The 23,351-nt window shown below is 47.7% G+C and carries 20 protein-coding genes and 1 pseudogene; 10 read left to right on the forward strand and 11 right to left on the reverse strand.

The features are described 5' to 3' along the window. Positions 1-16 precede the first annotated feature (16 nt). On the reverse strand, positions 17-2,563 hold the full coding sequence (locus ACJJIO_RS07455) for an alpha amylase C-terminal domain-containing protein (RefSeq protein WP_444910631.1): 2,547 nt from the start codon (positions 2,561-2,563) through the stop codon (positions 17-19). Positions 2,564-4,074: 1,511 nt separating this feature from the next. Here ACJJIO_RS07455 and ACJJIO_RS07460 point away from each other — a divergent pair. Both ACJJIO_RS07460 and ACJJIO_RS07465 read left to right on the forward strand, forming a co-directional pair. Next, positions 4,075-5,625 carry a hypothetical protein gene (locus ACJJIO_RS07460; protein ID WP_444910632.1) on the forward strand — a complete coding sequence of 517 codons (1,551 nt, stop codon included), beginning with the start codon at positions 4,075-4,077 and terminating at the stop codon, positions 5,623-5,625. Positions 5,626-5,676: 51 nt separating this feature from the next. Further along, on the forward strand, positions 5,677-7,197 hold the full coding sequence (locus tag ACJJIO_RS07465; RefSeq protein WP_444910633.1) for a hypothetical protein: 1,521 nt from the start codon (positions 5,677-5,679) through the stop codon (positions 7,195-7,197). Between the two features lie 80 nt (positions 7,198-7,277). On the opposite strand, the pseudogene tnpA reads toward ACJJIO_RS07465, so the two are convergent. Beyond that, positions 7,278-7,691: pseudogene (gene tnpA, locus ACJJIO_RS07470) on the reverse strand (IS200/IS605 family transposase). 495 nt (positions 7,692-8,186) lie between these two features. Between tnpA and ACJJIO_RS07475 the strand changes: the two are divergent. From ACJJIO_RS07475 to ACJJIO_RS07500, 6 genes are all read left to right on the forward strand, one after another. Continuing rightward, positions 8,187-8,426 (forward strand): hypothetical protein, encoded by a 240-nt coding sequence (locus ACJJIO_RS07475; protein WP_444910634.1) that lies wholly within the window; start codon positions 8,187-8,189, stop codon positions 8,424-8,426. 459 nt (positions 8,427-8,885) lie between these two features. Next, positions 8,886-9,404, forward strand: coding sequence for a hypothetical protein (locus tag ACJJIO_RS07480; protein ID WP_444910635.1), 519 nt, complete (start codon positions 8,886-8,888; stop codon positions 9,402-9,404). 82 nt (positions 9,405-9,486) lie between these two features. Next, positions 9,487-9,786 (forward strand): hypothetical protein, encoded by a 300-nt coding sequence (locus ACJJIO_RS07485; RefSeq protein WP_444910636.1) that lies wholly within the window; start codon positions 9,487-9,489, stop codon positions 9,784-9,786. Positions 9,787-9,861: 75 nt separating this feature from the next. After that, positions 9,862-10,248, forward strand: coding sequence for a Rid family hydrolase (locus ACJJIO_RS07490; RefSeq protein WP_444910637.1), 387 nt, complete (start codon positions 9,862-9,864; stop codon positions 10,246-10,248). A 95-nt stretch (positions 10,249-10,343) separates the two neighbouring features. Then, a complete protein-coding gene (locus ACJJIO_RS07495; protein WP_252083487.1) occupies positions 10,344-10,652 on the forward strand; it encodes a hypothetical protein in 309 nt (102 codons plus the stop codon). Positions 10,653-11,096: 444 nt separating this feature from the next. Further along, positions 11,097-11,546 carry a GNAT family N-acetyltransferase gene (locus ACJJIO_RS07500; RefSeq protein WP_444910638.1) on the forward strand — a complete coding sequence of 150 codons (450 nt, stop codon included), beginning with the start codon at positions 11,097-11,099 and terminating at the stop codon, positions 11,544-11,546. Between the two features lie 718 nt (positions 11,547-12,264). On the opposite strand, the gene ACJJIO_RS07505 is transcribed toward ACJJIO_RS07500, so the two are convergent. The 8 genes from ACJJIO_RS07505 to ACJJIO_RS07540 all read right to left on the reverse strand — a co-directional run bounded on the left by ACJJIO_RS07505 (position 12,265) and on the right by ACJJIO_RS07540 (position 19,299). Further along, positions 12,265-13,047, reverse strand: coding sequence for an FTR1 family protein (locus tag ACJJIO_RS07505; RefSeq protein ID WP_444910639.1), 783 nt, complete (start codon positions 13,045-13,047; stop codon positions 12,265-12,267). Between the two features lie 10 nt (positions 13,048-13,057). After that, positions 13,058-13,444, reverse strand: a complete 387-nt coding sequence (locus ACJJIO_RS07510) for a cupredoxin domain-containing protein (RefSeq protein ID WP_444910640.1) — start codon at positions 13,442-13,444, stop codon at positions 13,058-13,060. Next, complete coding sequence (locus ACJJIO_RS07515) at positions 13,437-14,780, reverse strand: ATP-binding protein (protein ID WP_444910641.1); 1,344 nt, start codon at positions 14,778-14,780, stop codon at positions 13,437-13,439. Before ACJJIO_RS07515 ends, ACJJIO_RS07510 begins: the two co-directional genes overlap by 8 nt. Then, positions 14,777-15,445: a response regulator gene (locus tag ACJJIO_RS07520; protein WP_444910642.1), complete on the reverse strand. Its 669-nt coding sequence runs from the start codon at positions 15,443-15,445 to the stop codon at positions 14,777-14,779. The genes ACJJIO_RS07515 and ACJJIO_RS07520 overlap by 4 nt, the downstream gene beginning before the upstream one ends. A gap of 147 nt (positions 15,446-15,592) precedes the next feature. Next, positions 15,593-16,438, reverse strand: a complete 846-nt coding sequence (locus ACJJIO_RS07525; RefSeq protein WP_444910643.1) for an SDR family oxidoreductase — start codon at positions 16,436-16,438, stop codon at positions 15,593-15,595. A gap of 1 nt (position 16,439) precedes the next feature. After that, complete coding sequence (locus ACJJIO_RS07530; RefSeq protein WP_444910644.1) at positions 16,440-17,111, reverse strand: iron-containing redox enzyme family protein; 672 nt, start codon at positions 17,109-17,111, stop codon at positions 16,440-16,442. Then, the gene (locus ACJJIO_RS07535; RefSeq protein WP_444910645.1) at positions 17,108-18,586 is read right to left on the reverse strand and encodes an AMP-binding protein; all 1,479 of its coding nucleotides are present in this window, start codon (positions 18,584-18,586) and stop codon (positions 17,108-17,110) included. Before ACJJIO_RS07535 ends, ACJJIO_RS07530 begins: the two co-directional genes overlap by 4 nt. After that, positions 18,577-19,299: a thermostable hemolysin gene (locus tag ACJJIO_RS07540; RefSeq protein WP_444882927.1), complete on the reverse strand. Its 723-nt coding sequence runs from the start codon at positions 19,297-19,299 to the stop codon at positions 18,577-18,579. The genes ACJJIO_RS07535 and ACJJIO_RS07540 overlap by 10 nt, the downstream gene beginning before the upstream one ends. Before the next feature lie 315 nt (positions 19,300-19,614). On the opposite strand from ACJJIO_RS07540, the gene ACJJIO_RS07545 reads away from it, so the two are divergent. Beyond that, positions 19,615-20,457, forward strand: coding sequence for a universal stress protein (locus ACJJIO_RS07545; RefSeq protein WP_252083498.1), 843 nt, complete (start codon positions 19,615-19,617; stop codon positions 20,455-20,457). A gap of 79 nt (positions 20,458-20,536) precedes the next feature. On the opposite strand, the gene ACJJIO_RS07550 is transcribed toward ACJJIO_RS07545, so the two are convergent. Further along, a complete protein-coding gene (locus ACJJIO_RS07550) occupies positions 20,537-22,183 on the reverse strand; it encodes an alpha-amylase family glycosyl hydrolase (protein ID WP_444910646.1) in 1,647 nt (548 codons plus the stop codon). 280 nt (positions 22,184-22,463) lie between these two features. Here ACJJIO_RS07550 and ACJJIO_RS07555 point away from each other — a divergent pair, with 280 nt between their 5' ends. Beyond that, positions 22,464-23,318, forward strand: a complete 855-nt coding sequence (locus tag ACJJIO_RS07555) for a DUF3014 domain-containing protein (RefSeq protein WP_444882929.1) — start codon at positions 22,464-22,466, stop codon at positions 23,316-23,318. Positions 23,319-23,351 lie beyond the last annotated feature (33 nt).

The raw sequence follows: 23,351 nt of genomic DNA on the forward strand, positions 1-23,351 counted from the left end.
CAATACTAGATAATATTCACTGGGCTACCAGACTATAAATCAAGGTCTGATCATTCATCTGCACCTTATAGTTCCCTGTAACGGAGGTGTAAATATCAGAACCACCCTGCTCCAAAGTTCCATTAGAGTCACTATCACCATAGTTTTCACTCCAATCGCCACTCACATCAAACTTAAAACGCTGCTGGGATTGACCATCGAAGTTAACTGAAATTTCCCAAAGGTTGTCCGCCACTAACTGCATAGCCTCAGCTCCCCAGTTATTTGGCGTTCCACGAAAGTGTAGAGAGGAAAAATTAGAGGCATGGCTGCCGCAATCCACACAAGTCAGGGTATAACTGAGTGTTTTATCATTCACTTCAACAAGATAAGTACCAGCCACATTGGTATAAATATCATTGCCTCCCTGCTCCAGAGAACCATCGGCATTGTTGTCCCCGTAATTTTCATCCCAGTTAGTGCTTACATCAAATTTAAAACGCTGGTTGCTACTGCCATCAAATACAACCGTAGTACGCCAGATATTATCCGCCATCAGAGTCATGGCCTGGGTGCCCCAGCTATTGGGCGTTCCCCGAAAATGCAGTGCCGTGAAGTTCTGTGCATAACCTCCGTTGGGATCAGTCACAGTAATGGCCGCAGTGGCACTGTCAGTCAGGCCATCGTTATCCATTACCGTTACGGTTTCTGTATAGGTTCCAGCGTTGGCAAAACTCAGGGAGGTACTAGCGTTGCTGCCTCCACTACTCCAGCTATAAGACACGACACTGCCATCGGTATCGTTAGAAGCGCTGGCATCCAACGTGATACTTTCATTGACCGTAACGGTAACTGCTGAGGGAGTGACAACCGCAACCGGTGCCTGCTGTGAGGAAACTTCAGTTAGGCTGTAACTCAGGCTCTGGTCGTTGACTTCGATTCGGTAATTACCGCTCACAGAGGTATAAATATCTGCACCGGTCTTATCCAAAGTACCATCGGCACCATCATCGCCGTAGTTCTCTGTCCAATCACCATAAATATCCAGCTTAAAGCGTTGGTCCGTCTGACCATCAAAGTTCACAACTAATTGCCAGGTATTATCGCCCACTTGTTCGAATGCTGTACTACCCCAGTTGTTGGCGGTACCGCGAAAGTAAAGGCTGGGGAAACCAGGTTCAGCACAATCGTCACAAGGCGTCGCCAATTGCCCACCATGAATTGCCGCGGCAGAGTTAGCAGCGACATTAAAGGTGGCATAGCCGCTACTATCTACAGTAATCACATCGCCACTGCACTCGTTATCGCCCGCCAACACATTGCAATAATCCCCTGCAGGCATGCCGGTGTAGAGCATCTGGTTCAGAGAGCCCCCCTCATTATTGATCACCACAAACCCTTTGTCGCCACGGCCAAAGGCAATCTGGTTGTTGTCATTGTCCCACCAATTATTCATGGCGGTGCCATTGGTATAGTTACGGAAACCTACCATATTGGCGATATTGCCCCAGCGATGCTGGCAGACCCAGGCACCATTTTGACAGTTATTCGGGCCACTGCTGGGAGGGCCAATGTCGGTATCGGTAAAGTTATACCCGGACATTACCTTGGGGTAGCCATAGGGGTGAGCGAGCATAAAGACATTGGCCAGATTGTATTTGGCTCCATCGTGATAAGTCAGATTCCCACCGCCACCATGGCCCCGCTCGCGATCGTGATTATCAATAAAATGAACGGCATCACTGGAGGAGAGCAGTCCCCAGCTTTCACCAATAGTGGCAAGATTTTTAATCTGACCGTTAAAGTTGCTGGCTACATCGGTGCCATATTTAAATTCAGTAACCCGACCTAGAAAAGTATAATTGTAAGGCTGGATTTCTGAGGCCTCACCGGCAGCACCAATAACCTCTGAAAATACCCAGGGGTTGCCAGCTTGATTCACAATTGCCTGTAAATCACCGGGGGACATGTGCTTGACGGCATCAATACGGAAGCCATCAACTCCCATGCCTTTTAATTTACTCAGGTAACCAGCGAGTTTTCCCTGCACATAACTGGAGCCAGTATCCAAATCTGGCAAACCACTCAACCAACAGCTCCACACATGATTAGCATCATTGTAGTTATTAATGGTGCAATCGGAGTGATAGTCGTTATCAGAAAACTCCGGATGGTCCAGCAAGGTCCACTGAGTGCCTCCCCAACCGGTGCCACCGCCATTCCAGGCCGCCGTATGGTTAATTACCGCATCGGCATAGACTTTTACACCTGCTGCATGACAACGATTGATCATGCTTTGCAGTTCCTGCTCAGTACCGCTGCGACTGGTTAAGTTGGTATAAGTCACTGGCTGATAGCGCGCCCACCAGGTGGACAGGCTAATATGCTCATTGGGTGGAGATACTTGTACCGCATCAAAACCCTTAGGCCCGAGAAAGTTCTCGCACTCACTGGCAATATCATTCCAGCTCCACTCGAATAAATGCACAAAAGCGGTACCGGCATTAACGTGGGCACTTGATAGTGTACCAACTACAAGGCCTGTACTGGCCAGTAGCCTTTTTAGGGGAAATGAACTGTTCATTATTGCTTTCTCTTAGTCATCTTTTCGCTGTTATTTTTTAAAAGCCAGGTATCTGAGCCCTCAATCACACAATGAGCGAATCAAGGAGACTAGATTTCCTGGATTTGAATACCAAAGTCACCGGTTGAGAAATAGCAAGCTCTGAACCTGAGAAAGGTTCTTCCGACAAAGGTAAAAGAAGCCAAGGGCACAACAGTCAATATGAGGTTCAAATTGCCAGGCATCACGGCTAGGCTCAGCAGCAAGATACATCCAAGCGAAAAGCTGGTATCCGTGTGAGCAAATGATTGCCAGAGGATGACAGGCAAGGAAATAGATCAACCTAGTTATTGTTGTTATACCTAACTCAAAGAGTGCTTCTAACCTAGCGACTCTGACACAAGTGCCCACCCTCTCTGGGGTGTGACCTATTGCAGAGTAAAGAAATGGTACTAACGCACACATCCCCCTTCAGGGGGGCGTAGTAGTTTTATCTGCAGGGATTTGAACTTAGTGACATGAGAAGCGGTGCGGTGCTCAAAAAAACAACAAAATTATTTTTTGGTGGCAGCTATTAAGTTAATGATGAATCAGTGAGGATGGAGGGCTTAAAACCCAGCATTTAAATCAAGTGACTTAAGCTGGTAGAAATCAACTTATGATAGCCAAAGTAATTATAGCCCTAGTTACACAAGGTTTGTTGTAGTCTCAAACAGTATAGGGTTCTAACCTACCGCTTGTAGACAGCCCTCAAAATTTTCAACACCCTCTTTTTCAAGGCCACCCATTCTGCTTAATAATAACCATTGCTGTAGCACCTGAATAACTCAGATCCTTTTCACATAAGCGATCAATTTGACCAAGATTTTTAGCTCTTTGTGGTTGTTATTTCTGGATCAAGCCAGATACAAGAAAAAATAATTGAGATCAATATCTTAAGCCAACACGTGACTATTAGAGTAGTGGTTACCATGACCACCATCTAAAATATTACATCAGTACCAATTAATTTAAGCCGATGATTTAGCTTACTTTTCAGAAACTGATGTAAAGCCACCTCTGAAATAGCAATCAGGATATTAGTGGCCGTAATTATCACCATATAAAAAATTAGGCTGAATTAAGCTCTTAAGAATATTTAAATGAAAAATAGCACGTATTCTTATTGGCCATTTCTTGTACCTGGTTTTCGCCACCTATCGTAGCAAACTCTTCTGCTCTGCAGCTCGGCATGTGTCTGTCTGACTTGATGAGTGGAAAGAAGTGCAAGGATCTAGCCAAATGAATATATTTTGGTATATCCGCACACGGTAGAATAAAACCATACTCTTTTCCGAAAGGAATGAGAATTGGCAAACCGTCAAAGAGCTATATTGATGATGCGATATTTCACATCAATACCCTACCACGAAAAGTGTAAAATTACTGGAACTAATTGGAATTTTTGATAGACCGGCGCGTGTCGTTTATGCTGTCGATTTAGCTTATACTTTACCATTCAACAGAAAATGGAATTAATCTAAGGAATATAAGTGACAAAAAAGACCTGCGCCTTACTTATCATGTTACTTTCTACTAATAACGCAATCGCTGATGTACCAACACAATGGATTGCAAAATTATACTCTGAAGTACTAGGTCGATCTCCAGATACAAATGGGTGGAATCATTACATTAACATACACTTTTCTGAAAATGCTTGTAACGCACCAAGACTGCGAGGAATTGCATATGGATTTTTGACCTCTGATGAATTCATAAATAAAAATTATAGCTATGAAGATAAAGTTCTAATTCTTCACCGTAGCGTATATAGCATGGAACCACTTCTTGGAAACTACCTTAGAGACCTTAAAAATCTAAATAGCGGAACATCTTGGAGTCAACTCGTTACGGATACTCTCAACGTTGCATTTACCGAGTCCAATTCAAGAACAGTAACTTTATGCAATAATGTACTGGAAGGATGGGGAACAAACCCTGTAATCCAGCCACCTACAACACGCAATAATTATTTTTCCGGCGGTACAAGCTCGGAGCTACAAAAATTATTGGATAATGCGTTACCAGGATCTACTGTTTTTCTTGAAGAGCGTGCAGTAGTATTAGTTAATGAGCCAATAATCATCCCAGAAAACATTCATTTGACTACTATTGGTAACCCAAGCGCTGATCATTATGCTAAAATGGCAAGATTAATTAGAAATACTAACAGCAACACTGCCATGATTATCCCTTTGTCTGGCAGCACTTTATCCAGCATTTGGGTTGATGGGCAATGGGATCGCTACACACCAGATGGGCTGAAATTAAATATTCACGTAAGACGTTATAATGGTACAAACACTAGCGACAACATTACAATTTCAAACAACAGAGTTTCAAATTCATCAGGAGGTGCAAATATTTCCTCCTGGGGCTCAGCAGAATTAAATCCTTGCAAAAACTTAAGTATCTTAAATAACTTAATAACTTCCTACAGCGCAGAGCATTATTCAGGTGGAGTCTATACCGATGGAATTCGTGTTGCCTGCGAAGATACTTATGTTACGGGAAATCATATTATTGATGCAACCGATGTGGGAATCGTAGTGTTTAGGTCAGGTAACGCAACCCAACAATCTATTATTTATGCAAATAGTATTGTTAACGCTGGGAATTCAGCATATGGTGGAATTGTTATTGATCAACTATCGAACTTTGACTCCAATGCGAAGTTTAATTTTTCTGGCACCGATATCTCATACAATAAAGTTTGGTCAAGTCGCTCTTCACATTTTGGAGTAATTTTAAGTGTCGGAACTAAACCTTGGTTTGGGAGCAATACCGATTATGGAACAAGTGCATCAGTTCATCATAATACGACAGCAGGCATAAGAACAAATACAAATATGGGAATCTCAGTCTCCAGATTCTCGGACTCTTATATTCAATCAAATGAACTACTAATCGACGCACAACTTTTTAATGAGGGCTGCCCTGTAGGTAATATCGTTATTGATGAAGTTACCAATCTCGACATTCAAGGCGGAGTCACAGCTTCCAATATATTTAACTGCATGGGACATCAGGAAATCAAATAACAATAAGCCAACCAAAAATCTACAATTTAACACATGGAAAGATTATTGATTGTGAATAAGCATTTATTTATTTATATTAGCACCTTATTATTCTTTACAGTATATACGACTCAATCTGTTGCAAATAATAATCCTTTTTGGCAGGACCTAAATCGAAATATAGCTGTCACGCCCTATGGTAAGAAAGTTGCAATTTCTTGCCACAATTGTTACATAAAATCATCTAATGCAGGCGAAAGCACACAAAAAACTATTGGCAAAATTCACGAAGCCCAACTTTTGGGTGCAGATATGATTGAATTAGATGTTATCGAGCATAATGGCACAGTTAGAGTTGACCATGATAATACTACGGATGAGAAAGGCGCCCCGCTAGATACGGTACTCCTTGATCCAACACTTAAAAGTGGAGATCAAATACTATTTATTGAAATCAAAGAAAATTCTCAGGAAAGTGACATTGCTCATAATCTACTTTCTGTTCTCGATCTTAGAGGCTATGGCTCATTTAAAAGACCTGTTTTTATTAGAGCATTCAACGATAGAAGGCATCACCTTAAGAGAGTGAACGAATTATTAAATGATAAATTTTCACATTTACGACCGTATATTAAGCTTAGCGAGCTATTCGGTAACCAAGAAGCAAATAGTATAAAAGGATTACAAGATAAAATACTCGCAGCTAAAAACAGTGGCTTTCATGGTGTAGAATTTGAGTATAGAAGCAAAAACATATACTCATTTATTTCTTATGCCAAATCCCTGAATTTATTAGTTAGCACCTATACTATACCCAAAATTTTTGGGGAGGTTTATATTGCTGCAATGAGGGAAGATGTAGATGTAATGACAGTTGATTACGATCTCGATAAGGCTCGCAAGGTTATCAGTGATAATAATGGGCTTCTTTTAGCTCAATGGTACAATCAGAGAGCGGACGGAGACACTTTACTTTATAAGAAAAATTCTATTGATGGTTACAATATAAGCGTTAATTCCCCTTCAGCGATACCATTCGATGGTATACCTTATGTGGAGTATCTTGGCTTGGGAGAAGATCGTTATGGAACTTCTGTAGTTTTCAGAGCAACCGAACAAGATGCAATTACGTTTTATGATGCCGATAATAATCCAGGAGAGGGTTATTTTCTCGCCACTGTTGTCAATTTTGATCATCTTGATTTACCAGATGGAGAAACTAGTAGCCTAATCAGTAAAACAGACAATGGAGGATTTGGCTTAGAGCTACATAATCCACCAGGAATATCCACAACAGTGCTACGTTTTGCAGTAAGAGTAAATTCAAAGTATTACTATGCTAGTTATCCTGTGACGAACTTAAATGATACTGATGCTTATCATATCATTGGTGCATATGATGGTAATGGTCAGGTGCACTTATGGATTAATAATATCCATGTGGCTCAAAATGGGGAATGGTTAAAAGGAGGTGTGGTACAAAATAATAGCCCCATTTTGGTTGGCGCTGACCCACAAGGCTCAAAAAACAAACGGTTTTTTTCTTCCACAAAAATTCCCTTTATTTACATACAAAAATGGAAAGATCATTAAATACAATTTTTATCATATAAAAAATTACAAGCACCAACCACCCGCATAGCGGGTGGTATGGTGAAAGCCCGCAAAAGGGGCTAGTTTACAATTCCGCCCAGCTGCATCTGCTCTTGACGGCACTCTTCAGCTTCTTGATCCTTGATGCACTCTCGGATCATCTGCTCATCCAGCCCTACTATACTGACGCAGTACCCCCGAGCTCAAAAGTGTCTTCCTGTAACATTTCTCTGTACATGCTTGTATTTCCGAATTATCTGGATCGCAGATTTCCCTTTCAAAAACCCAACCGTATTGGAAACACTGAATTTAGGAGGAAACATTAACAACTTATGAAGTTGATCTCTCATTTCATACCCTTCAACAAACTCAATACCCTTTTGACGGCATAAATCTCGAAATATCGCTCCGATCTCCCGTCTCAATGTCCCAAATAATGCTTTCTTTTGATACTTAGGCACAAATACCACGTGATACCTGCAATAATGCTTCACGTGAGCTTGGCACTGCCTATCTCACATCGGAGCCTCACCCGCTTTTGCACATACCTCCATACCAGTTAAGTGGAGGTATGTGCAGATTAAGGACCCTCCTCAAGACAGCTTACTCTAGATTTCGATACGCTTTTGCAGAGAGCTCTCAAAGAGTCCACTTACCATGGACATGAAAAAACAATGAGTAGACCCAGTCTCGGAACAAGGGGGTAATTTCAATATGCAGTGAAATCAAATAGAGTTTGAAGAAGATGCAGTAAAAACTATAAGAAACAGGACTCCAACAAGAAATAAAATCATTTCCAGCCTAAATATGGCTAGCAAAAAAGTAGTCTGTCGTAAGTTCAACGGTTAGCAAACCAGAGAAAGAAAGCTCGGTAAAGCAGCCCGTTTTTTCTCAAAAAACCATCAACTTCACCAACCAGTACTTGAAGCACAGTATTTGATATGGCCAAATTTATTGAAACCTATAATCACCATAATCGGATAGGCGTAATGATCGAATTTGCTTGCTCAGATGACTGGGCTTTTGAAACCGATGAATTTCGTAAATTTTCTTGTGATATCGCTTTGCATATTGCAGCCAATGGTAAGACTCAAGAACCTTTGGTTACACAGCTATTCTTGAAAGATCCATCTAAAACAGTGGGACACCAGTTTAAATTAATATCAAATGAACTGGGTGTAAAAATTAGTATAATCCAGTATGAGTACTTTGATGTCTCAAAAATATAACAATGTTATTTTGCAACCGATAAAGGTACGGTTTGATTCTACACCTCACGTTAACATTAAGAGTAGAGGCTAGGTGTACGCATGGATTTCTCAACAATAAAGAATGTATTTATAGCTTCATTCACCTTTACCCTAACAGTCATTTTGACATTTATAGCGCTTTCAATTTTTACCATTTATAAAGCCTTCAAAAACAGGAAGAGAAACTATCGAGTAATTTTTAACTGCTGTATCACAGCCATTATTTCGCAGTTCCTATTTATTTCGGCTGCAATATTATTCCTCACAGGCAAAATTCATGGTGCTCATGTGACTCTTCTACTACCTCTGTCAACAGTATTATTTTCAAGGTGTTTACAGTTAACCCTATAAAGAGACGTTCTTTAATTTATACCTAACCAACAGATCAATTGCGCTTCAGTTGTCGGTTATGAGAGGCGCTGAGCAAAAGGTGACTTCGTGAGCCTAATTTCTACTTTCTGGACTATTAATACATTAGAAATTAATACACTATTGGTTGAGTCAAAGCCAGTAGAGCATAAAATCGGCAAGAAACCACTTCTTCCTTTTATCAAGCAGAAGACTGAAATGGTCTTTCCATGGTTTGATGCCCTGAACAAGTACGCACAGGAAGAAAGTACATATCAACACTCGGGGATGGTAATGATTGATTTTGACTCGATGCTCTCTGAAAAAGCCGAATCAATTTTTAACCTCTCACTACCGGAAGCAAGGCTGCTTTCGGAATATTGTGGTGGAAGTACTGCAATCATCGACCATAGGCATGAAAAAATTCTGGCTGAAACAATAGAAAACGTGTCGCTTTCAGAAAGTGACGTAACCAAATTTTATGATGCAGACAAAAAGCTGAATAATTGTAGATTCGACCCAAAAGATATTTTGTACGCTGGGGAGCACCTAATACTTTGGTGTAGTAAAGTGACCCCTGAAAAGCTTGGCATATTAGTAATTGGGTAATCACGATCAGTAGTTGTCTAAAAATCATAAGTAGCAGGTCGCTCACAAAACCATACCTCTACTTTAAGGGATATGATGCACGATGAGTAAATTCAAGTCGACTACCATCGCGATTTATGGCGGTGCTTTAGTGTTAGTAATTGGGCTCATTGCATTTGCGCTAAATTGGAATGTCTGGGGCGGCGGTATGCCTGGGTACAAGATATTTCTATTCCCAGGAAACTTGACTCTTGTATATGTTTGGCACCCACTGTTAACTGAGGAAATAGATTTCTGGCCGAAACTCTTTCTCCACTCGCTAGGTCAATTTGCAGTAGCATCTGTTATTGTTTGGTTAAATACTGTTACGATAAGAAAACTATTCGCTGTTCGTTCCTTGTAATGTGCAGAAGTAACTTTGACCTTACAGGCCTGTACTCACTGCGTTACAGTGGGTGTTTTACTCAAGTAGGGAAACATGAGAAAACTAATCTCCTCAGGTTCTCATCTGGAAGAGCCGATAGGCTTTTCCAGAGCGTGCCGAGTTGGAAACCTAATTTCTGTTTCTGGTACGGCACCTATCAAGGATGGCCAGACAGCTTACATTGGTGATGTGTATGCTCAAACGAAGTACTGTCTGGAGCTTTCGATGAAGGCCATACTAGAAGCAGGTGGAAAACCGACGGGTATAATCAGAACCCGCATCATGCTTACCGATATATCCCGCTGGGAAGAAGCAGCAAAAGCACATGGAGAGCTATTTTCTACAATAAAGCCTGCTTGCACATTTGTTGAGGTAAGTCGCTTTATAGATCTGGCGTGGCTTGTGGAAACAGAAATGGATTGTGTATTGGGCCAGATATAAAAATTCGCTGAAGTACGCTCCACCCGTCACTGAACAAGTTTACGACGCGTTAATATTACCCGAACCGCCACCTTATCCCTGTATTAAGATTTTATATGAACTGGAAAGCACTAATAGAATTCGGAGCCCCTAGGCAATCTCATCAGCCGCCAATTATCAACTTGCTGATAGCTTCAGGTATATTTTTAGGGCTAATTCCTTGGCTTGTGCTGGATGGAAAATTCCTCCTAACAAAGGGAAATTTCCGTCCAGAAGAAATTCTTTTAACAGTCAAAGATCAACCTGTCTTTTTTTGGATTCTAGCCTTCTTCGCCTTCATTTGCGGTGTTGTGTGCTTGCTGTCTAGCGTTGGAGATTACCAACTGAATGTTCGAGCACAAAAACTTAATAATCGCAGGCAGTAAATTGGAATTCTTACTGGCTCCTTGAGGACTGCTCAGGCAGCACCAACGGTGAAAATTATAATGAGGAATGGAACTCTTGTATTAATTTGTTTGGCTCCACTTATAATAGTAGCCTCATATGTATTTTATGAGACAAATGACTGTATCTCTGAATCAAAGACTGAAACCATCTATAATCTTTCACTGATAAAAGAAAGCCAAGGAAATTCTCGCGAAGCTTATTACCTGTTCAAAAAATTGATGTATATGCTTGTGATAACTACGAGTTGAGAAGCAAAGCTCTCAATAAAGCCAAGTGCCTAAGAAAGTATTTAGACCATAGAACGGCAGCTAGTGATTCAAGTAAACCCATAATAATGTAGAACAAAGGCACTCACTGCTCTGTGTTCCACCTCTATACATTAACATTAATCTTCCCATTGTATATAAAAAGGATTTATATCATTGAGTATTAACTTACGAGAAATAACAAGAGATAACTGGGTCGATATGATTGACCTTGACATCAAAAAAGAGCAGGAAAACTATGTAGCTCTTCCATCAGAAGCTATTGCCGCATCCAAGTTTTATGATCATTATATCAATCGAGGCGTTTATCTTGGAGACAAGCCCATTGGCTTTATCCAATATTACCCAAATCATGAGGATGGTAAACCAAACGAAATTTTTATAGATCAATTATTGATTGACATCAGCTTTCAAGGTCAAGGCTACGGTTCAGAAGCAGTGAAACTCGTATTAGCAGAAATAAAAAAACTTGAAGGCTTTAATTCTATATCCATTTGTTATGTTGAGGGACATGACATCATGAAACCTTTTTTCGAGCGTTTTGGATTTAAAGTCGTAGATCAGGATGAGTTCGATGAAACGATTATGGAGCTCCATTACACTTAAGGGCACTTCTTCGATATATATTTCAGATTGCGGCAGGGTTCATATTTAGCAGGTTAAACTGCTTAATGATTTTATAAACTGTTAAGGTATGCTGACTAGCCTATCAGTGTCAGATACATATTTTTATTTATAAAATATACGATAAAACCACTATGTAGAAGACTTCATATTTTAAATTCTAGTAGTTAGTAGACCATGAATTTATCCAAAAAATGTATCATCACTGATGGCACAGTAACTATTAAGAGAAACTCTTACTATGTTATCTTTATTGTTTTAGCAGGATTAAGCTTGCTAACTTTATATATCGCTAATATCACGCTGGATCTTGGTCCTGAGTGGGTTGTTCTCTGTGTATCTCCTATATTGCCCTCCACCTTAATTGGCCTAAGGGGACAGCTCTTCCCTGTGCAGACAAAAATAGACTTTAATAGAGAGATAGTGTTCATGAGAGGACTAATCCCATGAAAATGGAAGCCCATGTGTAGATTAAAATGGGGCCTAAAAGACCTATATATTTCAAGCTATATTATGAACACTAAGCACACACCAGCCGCAAAATTTAATACACTCTGTCTCAAAGCAAGATTGCGCGAATATGTGTTATTTGAAAACACGGATGATTCGGCCATAAGAATGAAAGACAATATTTACGAGAATTCCCCCAATAAGAAAAGGCGTAAATAAACCCACATGGAATAACTTATCTGCCCACTAGCTAATCTCTGGAACACCTATAATAAACACCCCCAAGCACGCACAGCATAAGAAAAATACTGCCTGCGTAGACCATTACTTCCAGAGGGGTTGGTGTTGCTTCGTAACCAGCTATAGCAAAGAGTAGCTGTCCGGGGATTGAGTCCTCCCTTAATAGTTGGGAGCTATCCCAAAGGGGCTCTTGCCCAGGCAGTAAATTTGCTTGAATAAATAATTGCGCAGCCTGTAGGATCATTCCGGCAGCCAAGATGATGAGTAATATACAGGAAATCCCCAAAGTATATTTTGGTGGCAGGCTACATAAAAAATAATAAAGCAATGCACCTAAGCTATAGCCGATACCAGCACCTAGTAATGCACCGATTATTACAGAGGGTAAGAGTGGTGGGTGCAGCCAAAAGGAAGTGAGGTAAACATAAACTTCTGACCCCTCTCGCATAATCGCGAGTGTGACAGCCAGTAGCATAGTGCCCTGTATGATGGATAAATGGTATTGCTGCTTACGCCAGTTAAGTAACAACAAGGTGGTGACTATTATTAATAATATATAGATTATGATTAATATTCCGGCATTCACCAGCTCCTGGCCTGTACCATTTATTGCCTGGGAGACTCGCGCAAGGTTTTCACCATAGACGATTGCAGCCAATCCACCGAGTAATAGCGCGATATAAAACCAGCGGGCGCGAAGATCCAGTATTCGGGTAGTCGCCAATAGCACACTGAGCAGCAGCGCCACTTCCAACACTTCCCGCAGTACTACCATTACAGAGGTTAACAACATAAGCCTTTCGCTACTGTGCGATAATTTTTCCCTGAGCCGTTATGGGATGGAATTCACCAAAAAACAGATATTCTCCCGCGGGCAAAGGGCCAATAAATAGCACTGCCTTGCTATTGCCCATGATCACTTTTTTTCGGTTGAGCTGGTAACTCTCAAATTCTTCTGGAGAGGCATCTCGATTGTAGATCACCAGTTTAATCTCCGTATCAGCGGGTACTATCAGTTCTGAAGGGTTAAAAAGATGGTTGTGGATTTCTAATTTCACAGTGGGTTTATTGGTATCTGGAGCGCAGGCACTCAATAAAATTGAAACCAAGATCCAAATGCCAGCAGCCAAGGCACCACTCTTTTTCTGCTTGTTATAGTTTTTTCTTCGCCCTTGTAAGCAACTAAGCATCCTTGCTCTCCTTTGCTTTTTTAAAACGCACGGTTATTGAAAGCCCATGGCCAAAATGTGACTGGCCGAGTTCGATTGAAGCTCCGTGAAGGCGTGCGATATGCTGCACAATGGAAAGGCCCAATCCGCAACCGGGGGCAGTGCTCTGATGGCGGTCGCCACCCACTCGGTAGAACCGTTCAAAAACCCTAGGGTACTCTTTCTCTGGAATCCCCGGCCCGGAATCCTCCACTTGTAGAAGAATATCCCCTCTGATTAACCGGGTACTCACTTGCACATGACCCTCCTCAGGAGTGTATTTCGCCGCATTACGCAGGAGATTTTTTAAAAGAATAGTCAGTGCGAAGCGGTCGCCACGCAGAAATACCCTACCGCCCAGCAGTTCTACCTGTTGCTTTCTCTGGGCAAAGATCGGGTATTCCTCTGCCAATACCTCTCGGGCCAGGGCATGAAGATTGAGTATTTCAAAGCGCGCCGGGTAGTGTTCCGGTGTAGTGCGGAATAAATCCAGCATTTGCTCTACCAGGTGCGCCATACGTTGAACACTATCTTTCAGCTTGACCAGACTCTGGGGCATTACTGTTTGCCCTGCCCCCTTAAAATCACTCTCCAGATTATGCGCGTGTACCTGTATGGCGGCGATGGGCGTGCGCAGTTCGTGGGCAGCATCGGCGGAAAAACGTCGCTCGCGCTCAAAAGAGGCCTGCAGGCGCGCGAGTAACGCATTAATGGATTGCACCACCGGGAGCAGTTCCTGTGGGGGGCTACCCTCTGACAGTGGTGTCAGGTCTTCGGCGCGTTTACTGTGCAGGTCTTCGGCGAGTTTGCGCAAACTGGAAAGGCCGCGCCCCACTACAAACCAAATCAGCAACCCGGCAATCGGTAGGCCCAACAGTATCGGTAGTACTGCGGCAATCGCCAATTTTTCTGCCAGTTGGTAACGCAGGTCAGATCTCTCGGCAACGATAATCCAGTGGCCATTATCGGGAAAGTATTCTGCGAGACTGCGCCAACGATAGCCCGAGAAATTTATTTCCTTAAAGCCAACGGCAAATTCACTGAGGGGTTGCTTCGGGGCATCGGCGGAGCGCACCAGTAATTTCTTATCCTCAGACCACACCTGCATCACCATAGCCTCGGGCTGGGCCACCACCCGCTCGGCCCCTGTTGCCACCGGCATATCTGCCAATAACCTGGCGGAGGCGCTTAATTGGCGGTCAAACAGACGCTGCGCTTCCGCCATGGTATCGCGGTAGCCGTGCAGCGCCGAGACAAAATTGACCAGCATGATGATGCTGAGCAACGCGATCAGCAGAAAAATACGGATAGACTTCATGCGCCGCCAGCCGCTTCCAGTTTGTAGCCAACGCCGCGAATGGTCAGAATAAACTCTGGATAGATTTTTTTGCGTAAATTGTGGATATGCACATCCACAGTATTGCTGGAAACCTCCTCGCCCCAGCTGTACAGCTTATCTTCCAGCTGTTCGCGACTGAGAATATGGCCCGGGCGCTCGGCCAAGGCACGCAGTAGGCTGAATTCCCGTCGCGACAGTTTTATTTCCTGCCCAGCCCTAGCCACGGTATGGCTGGATAAATTAATGGCCACATCGCCAATCAGGATTTCCGCACTGAGACCGCTGCCACCGCGCCTTTCCAGAGCACGCAGGCGCGCCAGTAGCTCGTCTACCGCAAAGGGCTTGGTCAGATAGTCATCGGCACCGGCATCCAGGCCCTGCACTTTAGAAGGGAGATCATCGCGGGCGGTGAGAATCAATACCGGCGAGCGAATCGATTTTGCCCGCAACCGTTTCAACACCTCCACACCATCCAGGTCGGGCAGGCCCAGATCGAGAATAATCACATCCGGTATCGCCGCCTGTGCCAGAGCAATGCCCTCACTGCCGCGGGCCGCGTGATCAACGGCATAGCCCCCTCTCTGCAGGGCGGTGACCATCCCCTCGGCCAGGGATTGGTTATCTTCGATCAGCAGGATGCGCATTGGCCTGGACTCTTCAGCAATGAAAACAGGTAAGGAGAGCGCGGTGCAACGCCCTCACCCACCGCCAGAGCATAGTGCCTTTGCCGGGGCAGTGGGTGGCGCGGGAGCGGTTGTTGAATTGGTTGTTGAATGAAAAGGCCGGCGCGCTCAGAGCGCGCTGGGAGCCGTCTTATCCTGTACTGTTGGCGGAGTTTCCCCGCGGGCAAATTGGCGAACCAGGGACAGTTTCTTTGCCAGCGCGCTATCTACCAGAGAGGGGAGGAGCGCATTGACCTTGATAAACAGGCGTTCGGGCCAGCCGATAAAACGCCTGCGGCCACGTTTACTCTGTAGCAGACGCAGGCATTGGGCGGCGACAAATTGTGGCGAGTCGGACTTGTTACCGAGTGCCCGATTCAAGTCGTTGACTGCGTCACTGTTGAGAGGGGTATCCACCGCCCTGGGCGCCAGGTAATGCACACGTACCTTACTGTCCGCCAACTCCCGGCGCAGGGTTTCGGTAAAGCCGTGCAGCCCCGCTTTACTGGCACCATAGGCCCCAAAGCCCGGATGACCGATATGACCAAAGGCCGAGCCGATATTAATAATCGCGGCGCCTTCGCTGCGTTGCAGTATTGGCAGCAGGTCGCGAGTCAGCGCCATGGGCGCGATCAGGTTGGTATGCAGCAGCTGACTAAGTTCCGCATCACCGATATCGCTGAGTAGGGAAAAGGACGCGATACCGGCATTGTTGATCAACACATCCACACCAGCCAGTAATTGGTTGCAGCTGCGCACCAGCTCGACGCGAGCGGCCCGGTCACACAGATCGGCTACCAACACCTGGTGCCGGTCGCTGTGAGGTAGCTCCGCTTTTACCTGCTGCAGGCGCGCGGCATTGCGCCCCTGCAGTAGCAGCCGGTGGCCCTGCTCGGCTAGCAGACGACTGATGGCCGAGCCAATTCCGCCGCTGGCGCCGGTGACCAGCACCGTGAGCGTTTCTTTTGCTGTCATATCAAGCGGCCTCCTGCACGTTAAAGGGGTTGTCCAGTTCGCGGAAAATATCCCCATACAGGTGGTACATAGCCCGCGAGCAGTGCAGGATCGCGGCCTGGTCATCGGGATTATCGATGCGGTTCATCAGCCCCTTGAAGAAATCCACATGGCCGATATCCAGATCGCCGTGAGAAAGCAGATAACTGAACGCTTTGTTTGGCAGTCCGTGGGTTTTCTGAATGGCGCGCGCGGCTTTAGTGGCCACGGCGGTACTGGTGCCTTCAAGCACATGCACCATGCCGAAAAAGCTGAGAGGGTTGCCGCGGGCGATATTGTCATAGGCGTAGGACACCATCAGTTCGGTACTCAGGTTGGGGCGGCCGTTGCGCACCGCTTCCGCATCGCCGCCACAGGCGGCAATATCGTTGAGCACCCATTCCTGGTGACCGGTTTCCTCCTCGATATATTCCGCAACCGCTACGCGCAACCATTCCTGTTGCTGAGTCAGGCGACTACCACAGGCCATCAGCAGAGGCACCGTGTGCTTAACGTGGTGATAGGCCTGAGTGAGGAAGGCCACATATTCCTGCAAGGCAATCTCACCCCGTGCGGCGCGCTGGATAAAAGGTACCTCCATCAGAGACTGGCGGGCGTCGGCAGTTTGCTGTTCAAGAAGATTGTAAAAACTCATGAGGAGATACCTCCATAAAGGCTATCGATAGAATTTTGGAACTGCGCGGCGATACGATCGCGGCGCGGGCGGCCATTGGCGGTGAGCAGGCCATCGGCAAACGTTAATGGCGCCGGCAGTGCGGTCCAGGTGCGCACCTGGGCGTAATCCGGCAATTTGCGATTCACCGCCTGCAACCAGCTGTCGAGCTGCTCACGGCTGCTGCCGGGGCGTGCAAAAATCAGGGCGGCACAGTGGGGACGAGCGTCGCCGACCACCACGCACTGTTGCACTATCGGCTCCAGCAGTACCTCGCTCTCAATCCACTCCGGCGAGATATTGCGCCCAAAAGCGCTGATCAGGATGTTCTTGCAACGTCCGGTGATGTACAGAAACCCTTGTGCGTCTAACTCACCCAAATCACCGGTGGCGAGCCACTGGCTTTCACCACCCTCGGCACTATCCAGGTACCCCAAATAACGGGGACCAAGCACCATCACCTCGCCATCGCGAATGGCGATATCACAGTGAGACAAGGGTCTCCCCACGCTACCTGGGCGATCGGCGCCGGGTACATTCAGCGCAAGCACCGAGCCACATTCGGACAAGCCGTAGCCTTCATAAACCGGCAGGCCAAGACTGCGCGCCTGCAACAACAGCCGGTCCGAGACCTTACCGCCGCCCACGGCGACAAAGCGCAGTGAGCTCGGCGGCTGCCAGCCGTTGCGCTCACTGTGTTCCAGCAGCGCTTTCAGCATTTGCGGCAGCAGGATCACACTGTGGGGACGATACTCATCGATGCAGCTCGCCAGCTGGGCTACATCCAGCCCCGAACTGCCACTGAGGCCCAGGCGCGCCGTAGTCGGCACCACCACCTCACCACCACGCAGCCAGCTACTGTAAGCCCCGGCCACGTTTTCCAGCAGGGTGGCCAGAGGCAGCAGGCACAGGTGCACACGGTTGCCCTGAGGCTGCAGTTGCCGTGCCAGTACATTGGCGGTTGTGAACTGGGTTCGGGCTGACAGGCAGACACCGCGCGGCGTGCCGGTAGAGCCAGAGGTAAAAGTAATTTTGGCAGTGTGTTCCGGCAGCGCCGCTGTCGCTTCCGCATGGATATCGATCAGGGCCATACCGGCCAACTCAGCCCGCGCCTGCCCCACCATTTCGAGCGCGGTAAAGCGTTCGCAGCTATCGCTCAACAGGGCCTGCATGCCACTCACGCGCAGGGTATGTGTCAGCTGCTGCTGGGAAAAGAAAACCGGCAGCGGTACCAATGTGATCTGCGCTATCTGGCAGGCCAGATCCACCAACAACCAATTGGGACCATTGTCGGCGTAGAGCCCCAGTATGCGGATATCGCGCGCCTGCAGGTCCTCGGCGATTTCCTCGGCGGCCGCCAGCAGCTGCCCATAGCTGAATGTGCACTCCTCGCCCCGCAGCGCCAGCTGTTCGGGGTGATTCACCGCCTGCTGGCGAATTTGATCTATCAGTTGCATAGATTGGCCCCTCCCGCCGAGGTTGTGAGCACAGGCGACATGGCCTGTGCCGAAGGGCGACAGGCCAGCAGAGTCTCGCGGGTGCGGGGATTTGCCAGCAGGGCGCGATGCTCGGCGACCATATCGATGGCGGTCACCGCCGGAGCCGACTCGTAATAACGACCCCATTCGTCCAGGTTATCCCCCAAACGCCGGCCGTCTGCTTCACATAAAACCGTCTGCCGACCCACTAATTTCTGCAATAGGCCACGCACTTCCGCAGTCGCGGTATAAATGGCCCAATGCACACCGGCGGCGGCAAATAATTCAAACAACATTAGGAACAGCATCTGGCTGCCACCGCGGCTGGTAGAGATCAAATTGCCGATTTCGACAATCTCCGTGCGTTTTACCGAGCCCCCACTGAAGGCGGCAATCTCCTGTTCCACCGGATGGTCGAGATACTGTTCCAGGAATAGAGATCCGCTATCGGCGCGGCGTAGCCCGAGGGCACTACTGAACGCGCTCTCCTGCCAGGCGGATAACAATAGCGGGGCAAACTGGTTCACCTGCGCACCATAGGTATCGGCAAACTTCTGCGCGATAAATCCCTGCACCCGGCTGTGGCCTGCCTGCCCTATACGGGTCAGATCGAAATCCAGTTTGCGCCGCCGCAGCCTGCGCTTGGGCAACGCACTCTGGTCCAGGTATTGATAATGTCTTTGTAGCGCCATTGAAAACCCTCTTTGGGAGTGTCACGGCGAGAGTCTACGGAGACAAAATTAAGGCAAACTTAAGAAACGCTGGAAAAACTCGCCATGTATCCCTCCCCCAGTCAGTGCTTGCCAAACCGTCGGCAGGTCTTGATCTGGCTCAATACGGACTTTCTCCTTTACTTCATCATGCGCCGCTAGCAAGGCCTATCTGGCGCGCTTTTCCTCGTATTGAGACGACAAATTCCCCGCGCCAGAGCCTCTCCGTGATAACTTAGACCCAGGAGTCAACTGCATAAGGCAGGGACCAGAAAGACCCATTGATCTGGAGGAAAGATGGAGCAGCAAAACACCGTATTCGTGGTCGTGGACCCCAACGATGACAGACATGTGGCCCTGGAACGCGCCCTGACCACTTCCCGCGGGCGCAAGCCCCAGCCCCGCTTGGCAGTGTTTGTCGCGGTGGATGGCGAAGCAGTAGATACCCGCGCAGTGAACGACCACCTATTCCGCGATGAATCCTGGTTCCGCGAGCAGATCCGCGAACCTATCTCCGAGGCCGGTCTCTCCTGCGAGATTACTGTGTGCTGGTCCAGCGACTGGCAGGCGGCCATTGTGCAGGAGGCCAAGCGCTGCGATGCGGAAATGATCTACCTGCCAGTGCACAAGAAATCCAGCCGCCGCTTTACCTTCGCTGAATCCAAATGGCGAGTGCTGAAAACCGCACGCTGCCCGGTGGTACTGATTCGCCCCGGCGCCAAGGCCGAGCGCAAAGTGGTGCTGGCCACCGTCAACTATCAGGCGAAGACCCTGGAGCAGCGCCAGCTAAACCGCCAGATCAGTGAGCGCGCCACCTATATTGCCGGCCACTACGGCGCCGAGCTGCACCTGGTAAATGCCTATCTGGACTCCATGCGCTACCCAGATCGCGGCGCACTGGCCAAGCTCGCCGATAAAACCGGCGTACCCACGCACCGCATTCATGTGAAGCAGGGCTATACCAGCGATGTAGTGGAAGCGGTGGCTAAGGAAGTTGATGCGGATCTGGTGGTAATGGGCACTCTCAACCAGTTCGGTGAAACCGGCTCGCTGTTGCGCGGAAATACCGCCGAGCGGGTGATCGGCCAGTTGGACGTGGATGTGATGGTGTGCAACCAATTCACCAACACGGAAGTGTAAATCCAGTTCGAAACTTCTGCGAAAAGCCCGGCAATCATTTGCTGGGCTTTTTCTTTCTTGGGCCGGTTAAAAACCAGGACTACTTTGATTTAGCTGAAAGCAGCAACAGATCCCCACCGGTATTAAAAGTCACACTGCCACCCTCAACTTTTGCATGCTCACCGGAATAGTAATCTGTTAACACCGTACCATCGGTAAACACACCTTTTACAGAAATGCGTTTCTCCCCACGGGGCAGCTCCATTGCCACCACCACCGGCTGCTCCCCGGCTAAAGTGCGTGCAAAGGTGTAGGGGTTATCGGCGAGTTTCTTGTGCACACCAGCGCCCAGGGCGGGGTGTGCTCGGCGGAACTGACCGAGCTTCTGCCAATGGGTGAGCAGTGCACGGGTTTCAGCTTTTTTCAGGTCACCCCAATTCATGGGGCTGCGCATGGCCGCATCGCCAAAAGCGCGGGCATCGGTCATGGGGCGCGCCAGCTCATCACCGTAATAAATTTGCACCGCCCCCGGTGCCAGCATCAGTTTACTGGCGGCAATGCGGGTCTGTTGGCGCTCGCGATCGAAGGAGTGGTGGTCGTCGTGAGAGCCCAGATAATTGAGCACCCCCAAGCCCTTTAACGCACCAGAATTCAATGCGCTGGAATAACTGGAGAAAATTTTCTCCGCGGGCTCGCCGGCCACCTGGGCAAAATCGAAGTTGATCAAACTATCGAAACCATACTGGTAAAAATCCACTTGTTGATCGCTGTAATCGTAAACACGGCCAACGGTGGGACCATAGTTATTCACACCAAAGTGATAAACCTCACCCAGCATAAAGAAATCGCGATCATCGAGTTTTTGCTGTGGATGTTTTGCTTTCCACTCAGCCAGAGCCAGATCCGCCTCTTTTTTCAGAATTGCCCAAGCTTCGGGCTCGACATGTTTTACCGTGTCCACACGAAAGCCATCCACACCGTATTCCCGCACCCAATCGGTCAGCCACTTGATCAGGTAATACTTGGGCGCGCGCGGATAGCCGGTACGTGCGAAAAATGCATCCAGCTCGCTCAGTTCCTGCTGCAGGCGGCCCTCGCGCTGCCACTTATCCACAAGCTGCGGCGGCAGTGCCACGGGCTTATCGCTCTCGGTGAGGATATCGGTGAGGTTGGCGTGGATCGCGCACTCTACGTTGCCGGCGTAATCAGACCAGTCGCACTGCTCGCCTTTGCGTAACCAGCTAGCGGGCCACTCCGGGTCCTTTGCGGTTATCGGGCCGGTGTGGTTGAGAATTACATCGAGTAACACACGAATACCGCGCTTGTGCGCGGCCTCTATCAGCTCCGCTAACTCGACCTCAGTGCCAAAGTTGGCATCCACTGCGGTCCAGTCTTTGGGCCAGTAGCCGTGGAAGGCATAGGTGCGTTTGTCAGCGTCATTGTGACCGTGGATATTCTCAATGACCGGAGACATCCAGATAGCATCTACCCCCAGATCGTTGAAATAGCCCGCCTCAATTTTTTCGATCACCCCGCGCAGATCGCCACCGGCGAATCCGCGCAGATGGGCCCCGTCATCCTTGCGCCCGTAGGGAAAGTCATTGCCCTTATCGCCGTTATAAAAGCGGTCCGGCAACATAAAATAGATGGTGGCGTTGCGCCAAAAGGGATCAATTGGCCCCTCGGCCGCCGCTGCCTGCACAGTTCCCAGAAACAGACCTATTAATAAGCTGGTAAATTTAACCATTGCTCTCTCACTTATTCGCCGCGCACATTTTCACCAGCCAACTCTAATCGGCAATGGGATTCCTACATCCTCCCAAGTGGGGGCGTAGCCAGTACTTGTTTTCGTCACTTTCGCAAACAGCAGACGCACAGGATTTTCGCAATAGGCAAAAAGCGAAGCAAATCCCCTTTGCGACCGGCTGCGGCGGAGAGTAAGGTAAAACCCAGACACCACGGAGAAACCGAAGGGCTTTGCCGTGGTCAAAGGGTCACATTCTGATAGCAGCAAAAGGAGGCAGGGAATGTCGGAACAACAGTCTAGGCATGGGTGGATCATCGGAATTATTGTGGTGATCGTCGTCGCCGCGGCAGCCTATTGGCTGTGGACTGGCGAGGAAAAAAAGAAAGAAGTTCCCCCTACCAAAATTATTGAAGAACCCCAAAGCACCCCGGAGCCAGAAACTCTGGAGCAACCCCAGGAACAGGCCACCACGCCTGAGCCTCAGGAACCCGCGCCGGTGGAAGAGCCCAGCAGGGAACCACCGCCTCCACTCAATGAGAGCGACAAGGCCGCTTATGACGACCTGATGAGCCTGGCCCCAGACAACGCCCTGTCGCGCTGGTTGGTAAACGATGAGGTGATTCGCAAATGGGTGGCTGCGGTCAACTCCGGTGCACGAGGAAACCTGATCCACAAGCACCGCCCACTGAAAACCATACGCGGCCCTATTGTTGTTACCGGCTCCTCGATAGAGGGCTACCAATTGTCGCCGGACAATTACCGTCGCTACGATAAGCCTGTGCGCCTGTTCGCCTCAATGGATACCGATACTGCAGTGGGCCTTTACCAGTACTGGTATCCGCGCTTGGCGCAGGCCTACGGCGAGTTGGGCATGCGCAATAAAACCTTTCACCAGGTGGTGATTGAAGCTATCGATAAGGTACTGGCAGCCCCTGAAGTTGAAGGTCCTATCAAGCTGGTGCGCCCATCGGTCTACTTTAAGTTTGCCGATCCCAAGCTTGAAAAACTGCCCGGTGTACAAAAATTGATGATTCGCATGGGCCCGGATAATGCCGCGCGAGTGAAGGAAAAACTCAAGGAACTGAAGCAAAAACTGGAGGCCATGCCGGTTCAGCAGCCAGAACAGTCCCAATAATCTCTCAAAGATCACCGGGCCTTTACAGAGAAG

The sequence above is a fragment of the Microbulbifer mixtoriginis (SeqCode) genome (genome assembly GCF_052467235.1).

Bases quoted from the DNA above. Each gene is read 5' to 3' on its own strand.
- ACJJIO_RS07455 (WP_444910631.1), bottom strand. From the start codon at position 2,563: ATGAACAGTTCATTTCCCCTAAAAAGGCTACTGGCCAGTACAGGCCTT.
- ACJJIO_RS07475 (WP_444910634.1), top strand. From the start codon at position 8,187: ATGATCGAATTTGCTTGCTCAGATGACTGGGCTTTTGAAACCGATGAA.
- ACJJIO_RS07485 (WP_444910636.1), top strand. From the start codon at position 9,487: ATGAGTAAATTCAAGTCGACTACCATCGCGATTTATGGCGGTGCTTTA.
- ACJJIO_RS07490 (WP_444910637.1), top strand. From the start codon at position 9,862: ATGAGAAAACTAATCTCCTCAGGTTCTCATCTGGAAGAGCCGATAGGC.
- ACJJIO_RS07495 (WP_252083487.1), top strand. From the start codon at position 10,344: ATGAACTGGAAAGCACTAATAGAATTCGGAGCCCCTAGGCAATCTCAT.
- ACJJIO_RS07505 (WP_444910639.1), bottom strand. From the start codon at position 13,047: ATGTTGTTAACCTCTGTAATGGTAGTACTGCGGGAAGTGTTGGAAGTG.
- ACJJIO_RS07510 (WP_444910640.1), bottom strand. From the start codon at position 13,444: ATGCTTAGTTGCTTACAAGGGCGAAGAAAAAACTATAACAAGCAGAAA.
- ACJJIO_RS07515 (WP_444910641.1), bottom strand. From the start codon at position 14,780: ATGAAGTCTATCCGTATTTTTCTGCTGATCGCGTTGCTCAGCATCATC.
- ACJJIO_RS07520 (WP_444910642.1), bottom strand. From the start codon at position 15,445: ATGCGCATCCTGCTGATCGAAGATAACCAATCCCTGGCCGAGGGGATG.
- ACJJIO_RS07525 (WP_444910643.1), bottom strand. From the start codon at position 16,438: ATGACAGCAAAAGAAACGCTCACGGTGCTGGTCACCGGCGCCAGCGGC.
- ACJJIO_RS07530 (WP_444910644.1), bottom strand. From the start codon at position 17,111: ATGAGTTTTTACAATCTTCTTGAACAGCAAACTGCCGACGCCCGCCAG.
- ACJJIO_RS07535 (WP_444910645.1), bottom strand. From the start codon at position 18,586: ATGCAACTGATAGATCAAATTCGCCAGCAGGCGGTGAATCACCCCGAA.
- ACJJIO_RS07540 (WP_444882927.1), bottom strand. From the start codon at position 19,299: ATGGCGCTACAAAGACATTATCAATACCTGGACCAGAGTGCGTTGCCC.
- ACJJIO_RS07545 (WP_252083498.1), top strand. From the start codon at position 19,615: ATGGAGCAGCAAAACACCGTATTCGTGGTCGTGGACCCCAACGATGAC.
- ACJJIO_RS07550 (WP_444910646.1), bottom strand. From the start codon at position 22,183: ATGGTTAAATTTACCAGCTTATTAATAGGTCTGTTTCTGGGAACTGTG.
- ACJJIO_RS07555 (WP_444882929.1), top strand. From the start codon at position 22,464: ATGTCGGAACAACAGTCTAGGCATGGGTGGATCATCGGAATTATTGTG.